11 protein-coding genes are annotated in these 11,244 nt (G+C 69.4%); 8 read left to right on the forward strand and 3 right to left on the reverse strand.

Annotated elements, in window-relative coordinates:
• The first annotated feature begins 286 nt into the window (after positions 1-286).
• Both ACTWJ8_RS02725 and ACTWJ8_RS02730 read left to right on the forward strand, forming a co-directional pair.
• A complete protein-coding gene (locus ACTWJ8_RS02725; RefSeq protein WP_443262702.1) occupies positions 287-1,684 on the forward strand; it encodes an MFS transporter in 1,398 nt (465 codons plus the stop codon).
• Positions 1,681-2,904, forward strand: a complete 1,224-nt coding sequence (locus ACTWJ8_RS02730) for an FAD-dependent monooxygenase (protein ID WP_443262704.1) — start codon at positions 1,681-1,683, stop codon at positions 2,902-2,904. The genes ACTWJ8_RS02725 and ACTWJ8_RS02730 overlap by 4 nt, the downstream gene beginning before the upstream one ends.
• Positions 2,905-2,936: 32 nt before the next feature.
• Here the strand turns inward: ACTWJ8_RS02730 and ACTWJ8_RS02735 are convergent, their stop codons facing one another.
• Both ACTWJ8_RS02735 and ACTWJ8_RS02740 read right to left on the reverse strand, forming a co-directional pair.
• The gene (locus ACTWJ8_RS02735) at positions 2,937-3,584 is read right to left on the reverse strand and encodes an NADPH-dependent F420 reductase (RefSeq protein ID WP_443262705.1); all 648 of its coding nucleotides are present in this window, start codon (positions 3,582-3,584) and stop codon (positions 2,937-2,939) included.
• A gap of 64 nt (positions 3,585-3,648) precedes the next feature.
• Positions 3,649-4,458, reverse strand: coding sequence for an inositol monophosphatase family protein (locus ACTWJ8_RS02740; RefSeq protein ID WP_443262706.1), 810 nt, complete (start codon positions 4,456-4,458; stop codon positions 3,649-3,651).
• A 132-nt stretch (positions 4,459-4,590) separates the two neighbouring features.
• On the opposite strand from ACTWJ8_RS02740, the gene ACTWJ8_RS02745 reads away from it, so the two are divergent.
• Both ACTWJ8_RS02745 and ACTWJ8_RS02750 read left to right on the forward strand, forming a co-directional pair.
• Positions 4,591-5,514: a LysR family transcriptional regulator gene (locus ACTWJ8_RS02745; protein ID WP_443262707.1), complete on the forward strand. Its 924-nt coding sequence runs from the start codon at positions 4,591-4,593 to the stop codon at positions 5,512-5,514.
• Between the two features lie 94 nt (positions 5,515-5,608).
• A complete protein-coding gene (locus ACTWJ8_RS02750) occupies positions 5,609-6,049 on the forward strand; it encodes a hypothetical protein (protein WP_443262708.1) in 441 nt (146 codons plus the stop codon).
• Positions 6,050-6,122: 73 nt separating this feature from the next.
• Here ACTWJ8_RS02750 and ACTWJ8_RS02755 read toward each other — a convergent pair whose 3' ends face one another.
• Positions 6,123-6,983, reverse strand: coding sequence for a helix-turn-helix domain-containing protein (locus ACTWJ8_RS02755; RefSeq protein WP_443262709.1), 861 nt, complete (start codon positions 6,981-6,983; stop codon positions 6,123-6,125).
• 118 nt (positions 6,984-7,101) lie between these two features.
• Between ACTWJ8_RS02755 and ACTWJ8_RS02760 the strand changes: the two genes are divergently transcribed.
• From ACTWJ8_RS02760 to ACTWJ8_RS02775, 4 genes are all read left to right on the forward strand, one after another.
• Positions 7,102-8,322, forward strand: coding sequence for an MFS transporter (locus ACTWJ8_RS02760; RefSeq protein WP_443262710.1), 1,221 nt, complete (start codon positions 7,102-7,104; stop codon positions 8,320-8,322).
• Between the two features lie 35 nt (positions 8,323-8,357).
• Complete coding sequence (locus ACTWJ8_RS02765) at positions 8,358-9,140, forward strand: class I SAM-dependent methyltransferase (RefSeq protein ID WP_443264784.1); 783 nt, start codon at positions 8,358-8,360, stop codon at positions 9,138-9,140.
• A gap of 10 nt (positions 9,141-9,150) precedes the next feature.
• Positions 9,151-9,711 (forward strand): S1 RNA-binding domain-containing protein, encoded by a 561-nt coding sequence (locus tag ACTWJ8_RS02770; RefSeq protein WP_443262711.1) that lies wholly within the window; start codon positions 9,151-9,153, stop codon positions 9,709-9,711.
• Positions 9,712-10,762: 1,051 nt separating this feature from the next.
• A complete protein-coding gene (locus tag ACTWJ8_RS02775) occupies positions 10,763-11,107 on the forward strand; it encodes a pilin (RefSeq protein ID WP_443264786.1) in 345 nt (114 codons plus the stop codon).
• Positions 11,108-11,244 lie beyond the last annotated feature (137 nt).

The following is an 11,244-nucleotide window of genomic DNA, read 5'->3' on the forward strand; positions in this document are numbered from 1 at the left end:
GGCGTCTCTTTCGGATGCGCCTGGCGTCAAATGCGCCTCTCGTCGGATGCGCCCCATGGTGCTGGCGGCTCCGGCACTTGGCACGGATCCTTGCGTTTTTGGCAAACCGCCTCGGTGAAGGGGCTCGGTGGCCGCCTGAGCCGAGCCAGCTACGCCCCCCCCTACTGCGGTATCACCTCCACATTGGCTCCCCGGTATGACGCGTGTCCTGCGGCCGGTCCTGCACTCTTCCTCGCACTCGCCCCAATGGCGGCGCGTGCACCCGTACTTGATGGAGAGGAGAGTCATGCACACGGCGCTCGAACCCTCGGTTCGCATCGGAAAGGCCGCCGTCGGCGCGGTGGGCCTGCTGGCGCTTGCCACCGGTGCTCTGGAGTCGGTGGTGACGCCGACGCTCCCGCTGCTGCAGCGTGAGCTCGACATGACCCCGGCGCAGGGAGCGCTGCTCAGCATCGTGCTCCTCATCACCGGCGCCCTCATCACGCCGATCGCCGGGAAACTCGGGGACCGCTACGGCGGCAAGCGGATCCTGACCCGGCTGATGGCGGTCGTCTCGGCCGGCGGCCTGGTGTCCGCCCTCGCGCCGAATCTGCCGGTGCTGCTGCTCGGCCAGGTACTGCAAGGGGCGATGGTGGGCGCGCTGCCCCTGTCGTTCATCGTCGTGCGCAAACACCTCGCCGAAGAGGAGGCGAAGGTGGCCATCGGCGTGGTCAGCGGGTTGTTCGTCGGCGGCGGCATGGTGGGGACCCTGGCGGCCGGGCCCGTGGCGGAGGCGCTGTCCCGGCACTGGATGTTCGCGTTGCCGACGTTCGCCGTCATCGGAGCCACCGCTCTGGTGAGCAGACTGTTGCCGTCCGATCCGCCGGCTCGCTCCGACGATTCCCGGATGGACTGGCCCGGTCTGGTCCTCCTGAGCGGCGCACTGACGACGCTGATGCTCGTGCTCGCCCTCGTTCCCGACGTTGCCTCACAACCCCTCATACTCGGCGCACTTGTCGTGACTCTGGCCGCCTTCGTGTCCGGATGGGCGGTCGTCGAGCGTCGCGCGGCCTCGCCGATGATCGACCTGCGCATGCTGGTGCGGCCGGCGATCTGGAAGGCGTGTGTGCTGACGTTCGTGATCTGCGTCGGCACGTCCGTGGCGGTCTATCTCGTGCCGCAACTGTTCGCGGTGCCCACGGAGGCGTACGGCTTCGGTGCCAGTGCCACGGAGATCGGCTTGTTCCTGCTTCCCGGTGCGGTGGCCGCGTCGCTGGCCGGGCCGCTCGGCGGGATGGGCGCCCGCCGATTCGGCTCGCGCCGCGTGGTCACGACGGGAGTCGTGATGATGGCGGGCGCGCTGATGGCCGTGGCGGCGGTGCACACGGAGCCCTGGCACCTCATCGTCGGCAAGGCGTTCATCGCGCTCGCCAACGGCCTGTGCGTCACCGCGCTGATGACCAGCACCGCCACCTCCGTCGACCAAGGCGACACCGGCATCGCCACCAGCCTGGTGCTGGTGACTCGCGTGGTCGGCTACGCCGTGGGCGCGCAGTTGGGCGGCGCGCTCCTCACCGCCGCCACGCCTTCCGGGTCGGACATCCCGGCCGAATCGGCCTTCGTCACCGGCTTCGTCATAGCCGGCGCCGTCACCGCACTCGCCTTGCTCGTCACCCGCACAACCAACAACGGAGTCAAAGCATGAACCCCATCAACCGGCCGGGCACCCATGCCACGAACCGGCGCACGATCCTGATCTCCGGAGCCGGCATCGCGGGCCCCGCCCTCGCCTACTGGTTGACCCGCTACGGCTTCGCGGTCACCGTCGTCGAGAAGGCGCACGCCCCACGCCACGGCGGCTACCCCATCGACATACGGGGTACGGCCCTCGAAGTCGTCCAGCGGATGGGCCTCATGCCGCAACTGCGGGAAGCGCACATCGACCTGCGCCGGATGACCTTCCTCGACGGGGAGGGCGGCACGGTTGCCGCGCTCCACCCGCACACCGTCTCCGGCGGCGTCGCGGGACACGACCTGGAGGTACGTCGCGGAGACCTCACCGGCATCCTGTACGCGGCGGTCCGTGACGACGTGGAGTTCCTGTTCAACGACTCCATCGACACCCTCGACCAGTCCGAGCACGGCGTCGACGTCACCTTCCACGGCGGCGACCACCGCACGTTCGACATGCTGATCGGCGCCGACGGCGCACATTCCCGCACCCGCCGTACGGCCTTCGGCCCGGAGGAGCCGTTCCACCACTACCTCGGCTACCGATTCGCCATCTTCACCATGCCCAACACCTTCGGTCTCTCGCACGAGACGGTCATGTGGAACACGCCCGGCAGAGCCGCAGCCCTCTACGCGCTGGGGGAAACCGAGGACGTACATGCCTTCCTGAACTTCTCCCACCCACAGCCCCAACATGACGCACTCTCGGAACCGGCGGCCCAACGGGAGCTGCTCTTCGAAACGTTCGCCGACGCAGGTTGGAAGGTCCCGGACCTGCTGACCGCCCTCCACGCCGCCGACGACGTGTTCTTCGACGCGGTCGCCCAGATCCGCATGCCTCGCTGGTCGAGCGGGAGGGTCGCACTGGTCGGCGACAGCGCGTACGCGCCATCGTTCCTCACGGGTCAGGGCACGAGCCTCGCGCTCGTCGGCGCGTACATGCTCGCCCACTCCTTGGCCGCCAACTCGGGTGACTACGCAGCGGGGTTCGCCGCATACGAACATGCCACCCGCGAGTTCGTGAGCCTGAACCAAGGCCTGGTCACCGCAGGCGACGCGGCACTCTTCCCGACCACGGCGCAGGCGCTGCGACAACGCAATGACAGACTCCGCAGCCTGGACGCCCTCCCCGCCGCGCAACCACGGCCGGCCCATTCGGCCCTCACCCTGCCGGACTTCGCGGACCTGATATGAGGCCGGCCCAAGGCTCACCCCCGTGCGGCCGGTCAGCGGGCGAGGGTGACGGCAAAGGGGGTGAAGCCGTTGCGGCGCAGGATGTGCGGGACGAGCAGGATCGTGGCTTCGGTGGCGCGGGCGGTGGTGACGTCACCGAGGTCCTGGATCCAGTCGGACTGCCAGCCGAGGTCGTTGAGGAGCTCGATGACGGTCTTCTTCGCCTCGTCGCTGTTGCCGGAGAGGAAGGCGGTGGGTGGCTGGGTCAGGGAGCCCGGGGCGGTCATGACCATGAACAGCATGGTGTTGAGGGTCTTGACGACGTGAGTATCGGGCAGCGCGGCCTGGAGGTGTTCGGCGAGGCTGCTGCCGGGATAGCACAGGTCGCCGGGGAGTCCGTCGGCGTCGTCGTGGGTGGCGTTGGAGACGTCGATGAGGATCTTGCCCGCGAGTTCGGCCCGCAGGGCGGTGAGCCGGTCAAGGGCGCTGTCGCCGGGCGTGGCATTGATGACGACGTCGGCGGTGCGGGCGGTCGTGGCGTGGTCGGCGTAGCGGAGGGCCGGCCCCTCCGCGGGCGAGGCGGCGGGTATGCCGGCGTCGTGACCGCGGCGACCGACGGTGACATGGTGTCCCGCCGCGGTGAGGGCGTGGGCGAGGGTGGTGCCGACGCGGCCGGCTCCCAGGATGCCGATGCTGCTCATTACGGGTGCTCCTTGTGGTCTGTTGGAGGGGGTAGGGGGTGGGAGATGTCTGTGGGCGGGTTGGTCAGATCGAGGACAGGACGTCGAGCGCCGCCGTGTGGATGCCGGGGGCGGCGGCCAGGAAGTCGCGGGCTCCCGTGGTCCAGGGCTTGCCGTCCAGATCGGTGACGGTGCCTCCGGCCTCGGTGACGAGCAGGGCGCCTGCGGCCAGGCCGGAGGGGACGTCGGAGAACTGCCAGAAGGCGTCCGTGCGTCCGGCGGCCACGTGGATGAGCTGGAGAGTGGCCGGTACCGACACCCGTACGACGAGGCCGGCGGTGAGCGTGGCGGTGACCGACGCCCCGATCCGGCGGAACGTGTCCGTGCTCTCGCCGGGCCGGGCCTGTCCGGTGCCGATCAGGGCGGCGCCGAGCTCGTCCTTGGCCGAGACGGTCAGGGGGTCGCCATTGAGGTGGGCGCCGCCCCCGGCGGTGGCGGTGTAGATGTCGCCGGTCAGCGGCAGGTGCACGACCGTGAGCACCGGCTGGTTGTCGCGCACCAGGGTGGCGGTGACGGCCCAGTCGGGCATGCCGTGGACGTGGTTGATGTTGCCCTCGGCCGGGTCGACGACCCACCACTCCCCGGACGGCAGCGCCCCGCCCGCGAGCTCGTCCTCCATCCACCGCGACCCCGGACGGGCCTTCAGAAGCGGCTCGCGCATCACGGCGAGGACCGCGTCGTCATTCGCGTGGGTCTCCCTGACGATCTCCGCGAGGCTGGTGCCCCGGGCGTACGTCGTGTGGCGCTCTCGAAGGGTGGCTCCGGCCGTCTTCAACACGGCGATCACCGTGGGCAGGAGGGTCGTCTCGAGGTCGGAAGGCATGGGTGCGGTCATCGCGTACTCCCTGGATTCGATGGAAACGAGAGCGACTTCGGGGCCGCTCGGCCCGCCTGCTCTCGTACCTCGACGGTAGAAGCGCGGGCAGTTAACAACAAGTGCATGGTTTTCACTCGTACAGTTACTGACATGCAACTGGATTTGAATCTGCTCACTGCGCTCGACGCGCTACTGGAAGAGGGCAGCGTGGCCGGGGCCGCGGCCCGTCTCCACGTCACCGCACCGGCCATGAGCCGTTCCCTGGGCCGGATCCGCAAGGTGACAGGTGACCCCATCCTGGTTCGCACAGGGCGCCACATGGTGCCCACGACCCGTGCGCTGGCCATGCGCACCGAGGTGCACGCCCTGGTGCAGCAGGCGCATCACCTGTTGTCCGCCCAGGAGGAACTCGACCTGGCGCATCTGGAGCGGGTGTTCACCATCCGCTGGCACGACGCCCTCGCCACCACGTGCGGCGCCGCGCTGATCGCCGCCGTGCACCGGGAGGCCCCGGGGGTGCAGGTGCGTCTCATCGCCGAGCCGGCCGTAGACACCCCCGAGCTGCGCCGCGGCGAGGTCGACCTGGCCTCCAGCGCCGGCCCGCCGTCGCTGCCCGACATCCGCGACCGACTCATCGGCCACGACCGGCTCGTCATCGCCGTCCGGCCGGGCCACCCGCTCACCGAGGGGCCCGTCACCACCGCTACGTACGCGGCGGCCGAGCACCTCACCGTCTCCCGGCGCGGACACCTGCGCGACCACGTCGACGAGGCACTGGCCGAACTCGGCCACGAGCGCCGCGTCATCGCCTCCGCTCCCACCACGGCCGGCGCACTCCAACTCGCCCACGACACCGACCTCGTGGTCACCCTGCCGGACGCCACCACCCTCGACTCCCGCAGGCAGCTCGGCCTGACCACACTGCCCCTGCCGTTCGAACTACCGGCGGTCCCGCTCCACTTGCTCTGGCATCAACGCCACGACAACGACCCCGCTCACACTTGGCTGCGCGAAACAGCCACCCGGGTCCTTGAGGCCCTGTTCCCGCCGCACGACAAGGCATCGCCGAAGTAAGGCCGACGATGGTCACAGGTCAGCCACATGCGCACACGCTTTCCCCATGTACGAGCGATGATGTCCCGTCAGCACATTCGCATGGGGGGGGGCCATGAATCACCACTGCACCACCACCGCCGCCGGCATCCTCGCCATCGCGGCCCTAGCGCTCACGGGCTGTACGGCCGACAACACCATCGACGCCAAGCCGAAGCCGAAACCGAGTGCCACGCCACTCAGTCCGCAGCCCAGCTTCGCCGAGATTGAGGAGGCCAAGCCCGGGGGAACTCCGCTCATCATTCCGCCGGAGCCGACCGGCGCCAAGCGTGCCGCGTTGCTCCGGGCGCTCGCGGCGGCCAATCCGGCGATCGTGAAGTACGAGGACAAGGCGATCACCGCTGCCCGCAATCAGTGCGGCGCGTTCGGCGAGGGTGTGAAGAAGCCCGACTGGCTGGCCTCTCAGCGCTTCACGTACAAGGACGTCACGACCACGGAGGCCCAGGGCAAGCAGATCAATGAGGCACTCAAGGGCCTCGGGTTCTGCAAGGCATGACACCTGACACCCGACACCTGACACCTGTCCTGCCGGACTCAGATCCTTACGCGACAGGCTTCGTGACGTAGCATCAGACGTTCAGGCCGTCCACGGCATGCGTGCCCAGCAGCGCCTGGGTGCGCGTGCCGTCGGGGTCGTCGCGCAGCTCGTAGATCTCGATGCGCTGGTCGGGTTGGTCGGTCTGGGCCCAGAGCTGGAAGTCGACCGTGATCTCTCCGGCGTGCGGGTGCACCATGCGCTTGGTGCCCGCGACGCATTCGCCCACCCGTCCCGACGACCACAGGGCGGCGAAGGCGTCGTCGCGGACGCACAGCTCGCCGATCATTCGGGTCAGTGCCTCGTCGTCCGGGTACTTTCCGCTGATCAGCCGCAGGTAGGCGACGTAGTCCGCGGCCTCGCGCTCCCAGTCGCGGTAGAGGGCGCGGACGTGCGGGTCGAGAAAGAGCAGGGTGGGCAGGGAGGGGCGGCTGGTCGGGTCGTCAGGGGCGTCGGCGGGCAGATGCGGGGCCACCAGGGCGTGCCCGAGGCTGTTCCACGCCAGAACGTCGTTGCGCCGCCCGAGGATGACGGCGGGGCGGGCGGCGACCAGGGAGAGCAGGGAACGGGCGCTCGCACTGGCCTTCTCGGGGCCGGGGTCGACGATCTGCGTGCGCGTGCCGCGTGCCAGATCCAGCAGGTGCTCGGTCTCGGTGACGGTCAGCTGCAGGGCACGGGCCAGCGCCAGCAGCACCTCGTCCGAGGCGTGGCGGCTGTGCCCCTGCTCCAGACGCGTGTAGTACGTGACGCTGACACCGGCCAGCTGCGCGACCTCTTCGCGGCGCAGGCCGGGGACGCGTCGGCGCACGCCGTAGCCGTTCAGGGGCGTGGAGTCCGGGGTGAGCGCTGCACGCTTCGCCCGGAGGAATACCGCCAAATCGCCCGGATCGTTCATGCGTCAACCGTAAACCGGAGCGATGCGCCGCAACATATCCCTGGGAGTGCCACCCTCCGCGAGGGACGGAAGAAGCGGGATCTGGTAGGTGGTGCATGCACCTTTCACGATCGGTGGCATGCCAGTCCCCATCCTTGCTCTCGCACTCACCGCTTTCGCCCTGGGCACCGCCGAACTCGTCCCCAACGGTCTGCTGCCGCTCATCAGCGGCGACCTCGGGGTGCCGGTGTCCACGGCCGGCTGGGTCACCACCAGCTTCGCCTTCGGCGCCATGATCGGCGGTCCGCTCGTCGCCGCGGCCACGATGCGCCTGCCGCGCAAGCCGCTCGTCATCGGCCTGACCGGCGTGTTCCTGCTCGCCAACGCCGTCACCGCCCTGGCCGGCTCGCTCGTCGTGGTCTCCCTCTCCCGCGCCGTCGCGGGAGCGATGCTCGGCGGGTTCCTCGGAACCGCCGTCACCATCGCCACCGGTCTGGTCGCCCCCGACCGCAGGGCGTCGGCCATCGCCGTGGTGTTCACCGGCTTCACCGTGTCCAACGTCATCGGCGTTCCCATCGGCAACGTCGTCGGCCGTGCGGCCGGCTGGTCAGCCGCCTTCTGGGTCGTCTCCGCGCTGGCCGCGATCGGCGCCGCCGCCATGTGGCTGCTGCTCCCCAAGCAGGCCAACGACGGAGAGGCGGCGTCCGACGACCGCGGCTTCGGGGTGCTGCGCAACGGAGCCCTGTGGGCCGCATTCCTCGCCATCGCACTCGGCTACGGAGGTCTGTTCGTCGTCTACACCTACATCGCGCCGTACCTGACCGGTGTGACCGGTGTGTCGGCCGGTTCGGTCACCTGGCTGCTGCTCCTGTTCGGCGTCGGCCTGATCGCCGGCAACGCCTTGGGCGGCCGCTTCGCCGACCGTTCCGTCATCCGCACGGTGACCGTCATCCTGAGCGCGCTCGTCGTCTCGCTGCTGGCCCTGTGGGCCCTAGGGTCCCTGCTTCCGGCCGTCCTCGTCCTGCTCGTCCTGCTGGGCGGCACGGGCTTCGGCATGGTGCCACCGCTGCAGTCGTACGTGCTGCACCTGGCGGGCGCGGCGTCCGTGCTGGTCTCGGCGCTGGCGGCAGCCTCCTTCAACGCGGGCGTCGCGCTCGGTTCGGCTGTCGGCGGCCGGGTCCTGGACCGCACGTCCGACTATCCCGCCCTGGCCGTCGTCGGAGCCACCATGACCCTGCTCGGTCTGCTCGTCTTCCTCCTCACCCACCGCCGGCACCGCGTCCGGCGGGCCGCGCCCGTCGCCGGTGGCGCGGCTCGGACTGCCGGATCCCAGAAGGCCGGAGTACCGTCAGAAGTGTGAGCCCAGACGATGCGGACCGGCGGTGGACGCAGTCCATGCCGGACGCTTACGAGCGTCACCTCGTGCCGGTGTTCTTCCGACCGTTCGCCGCCGAGATGGCGGCGCGGGCGGCAGCCCTGCACCCCCGCCGCGTGCTCGAGCTCGCCGCCGGTACCGGAGCCCTCACCACCGCCGTGCTCGACGCGACACCGGGTGTCCACGTCCTCGCGACGGATCTGAACGACGCCATGGTCAGTCGCGGGTCCGCGCAGGAGCCGCGTGCGGAGTGGCGGCAGGCGGACGCGCAGAAGCTGCCGTTCGACGACGGATCCTTCGACCTCGTGCTGTGCCAGTTCGGCGTCATGTTCTTCCCGGACAGGCCGGGTGCCTACGCGGAGGCGCGCAGGGTTCTCGTACCCGACGGACGGTTCCTGTTCAGCAGTTGGGGGCCGGTGGCCTCGCACGGGTTCGGTGCGGCCTTCCAGGACGCCCTGGAAGCCGCGATCCCTGATGGCGCGCCGACCTTCCTCCGCGACATTCCGCACGGCTACACCGACCTGGCGGTGGTGGCCGAGGATCTCGCGGCGGCGGGGTTCGGTCTGGACGCCGCCGAGGAAGTGACGTTGGACGGCGTCGCGGAGTCGGCCGCCTCCGCCGCCACCGGGTTCCTGACCGGCACACCGGTGAGCGCCGCGCTCGCCGCGCGCCCGGACGCGGAAGCCGTCGGCGCCGCCGTCACCCGCGCCATGACGGCCACCCTCGGAACCGGCGAGGTGACCGCCCCTATGACAGCGACCGTCTATACGGCGCGGCCTCTGGCCCAAGGAGGAACCGCATAGGCTCGTCCCCATGTCCGAACCCGCCCGTGATCCACGTCTGCGGTCCTTGGCCGACCGGCTCGGGACGGGACCCGTACGAAGAGTGCTCGTCCTCGGGTTCGACGGAGGCGACGTCCTGGTGCGGCTCGCCGACACCGAAGGAAGCGCTGCGGGCGCCGAGTTGGGACGGATCCCTCGGCACGAAGTGGCGATGCGGCGTGTGGAGAACCCGCCCCAGGTGTTCGACGTTGGCCAGGAGATCGACGCCGAGGAGATCGGGCGGTGGCGGAACGGGCAGCTGCTGCTCTCCGCGAGGGCATGCGAGATTCCAGCCCTGCGGTCCTTCCTCCTCGCCCTTGAACGAGGGCAGGTCGTGGAGGGCACCGTCGCCGCCGTGCACGACTTCGGTGTCTTCGTTCACGTCGACGGCGAGCCGGACGGCCTGTGCACCGGTTTCATCCGGGTGCCGGACCTGGCCCCTGGCTGGATCGAGCATCCCCGCGAGGTAGTCGAAGCCGGTCGACGCGTCACCGCCGAGGTGATCATCACCGAGCCACGCTCAGGCCAGGTCACGCTCTCTTTGGAGGCTTGAAAAGAAGATGGACGGACCCGCCTCCGCTAACCCATGAAGGCCACCTGACCACCATGATCAGTACTCCGCCAATCGCCCCGCCTTTCGGCCATCGGTTGTGAAGCCTGCTTCGATGCGCGGCAGGCTTTTGGCGTAGACACGCTTGGTTCGTCCTGCTAGACGACGCGTCTCGCGCCCTAGGAATTTGGACCGGTATCGGGATCCGACGGCGGTCGATGGTGCGTCCACCACTGCGGCACGACCAGACGAGGGGCTCCGGCAGCGCCAAGAGAGCCCGGGCCTAAGACGCATCGCCGGGGCGACCGCTGTCCCGCAAACACTTCTTGGTCGCCCCGAGCAAGCCTCCGCCCTCCCACTTAATTTCAGCTTAAGCACCGAAAAGCACTCCCTTTCGTAGCTCTCGGGGGAGCGGAGACCCCGTCGCCCTCGGCAAGCGCAAATCCTCTACTCCACGCCAGCCGCATAGGAGCGCGAACTTTCTGCGGCTTGCCTCTTTCTTGTCGCTCTTCTGTCTGACTCCAGGTCCTTGCTTCTTCGCATCAAGGAGTACTGGACATGGAAACCAGACGTCGAAACGCTCCCTGCTTCTTCGCTCACAGCAGCGACCCCCGACGCCCTTCGACAACCGAGCCTCTGGGCAGCCTCGGCCGTACGCGGACTGCCGGCTGTTCCCGGACTTGGTCAGCCGTCTGCCCGGTTATCCAGAACCAGCCATCAGCCGGACGCCGGCCATCGCACAAGGCCTGGCAACACATCCGACGCAGGCGGGATGCCGTTTTGCGGATTCCGGACGGCGCCAACCGAGGCAGCCGTGTCCGCATGACAGGGCTTTACACCCCGACCGCCGCTGGCACGTTCAGTCCGTCCATGGAGACCCGCCATGACCAACGTTCTACTTCAATGGCCGCCCCGTACTCGCCGGTCCGCCGCGTCCACGGTCTGCGTCCGACCCGATGCAGAAGGGACCGACCACGAGTCCGGTCGAGTCCGATGCGGCCGTGTCGAGTCCGACGCAGTCCGATCCGAGTCGGACAACCACACCCGGTCCGGACTGCGCCCCGCTCTCCGGCGATGCATTGCACTAGCCGTACTCGCGGTCGTGCTTCTCGTCTACGCCACTTCTGCGTACGCAGCCGCCGACCCCAGTCCGGCCCTGGCGCTCGCCAAGTCCGTCAACCAGGTCCTCAACAACATCCGCAACTGGATCATGGGGATCCTTGCCGGCCTCGCGACGGTGTTCCTGACCGTCGGTGGCATGCGCTACGTCATGGCCGGCGGGGACCCCGGCGAAGTCGAGAAGGCCAAGACGGCCTTCAAGAGTGCGGGGTGGGGATACGGGCTTGCCGCCCTCGCTCCGCTCATCGTGGAGATCCTCAAGGGAATCGTGGGCAACTGATGGCCCGAAACCCTGCCCAGGCAGCTCGACCGAACCGTGGCAGTCGCACACGGCGACTGCATCGCCCTGCGGCGGTTGCGCTCGGCGCCGCCGCGCTCATCTTCGCCCTCAGCACGCTGGCGACCCCCACCCAGACC

This window comes from Streptomyces sp. SDT5-1 (genome assembly GCF_052245995.1).
Taxonomy (GTDB): Bacteria; Actinomycetota; Actinomycetes; order Streptomycetales; family Streptomycetaceae; genus Streptomyces.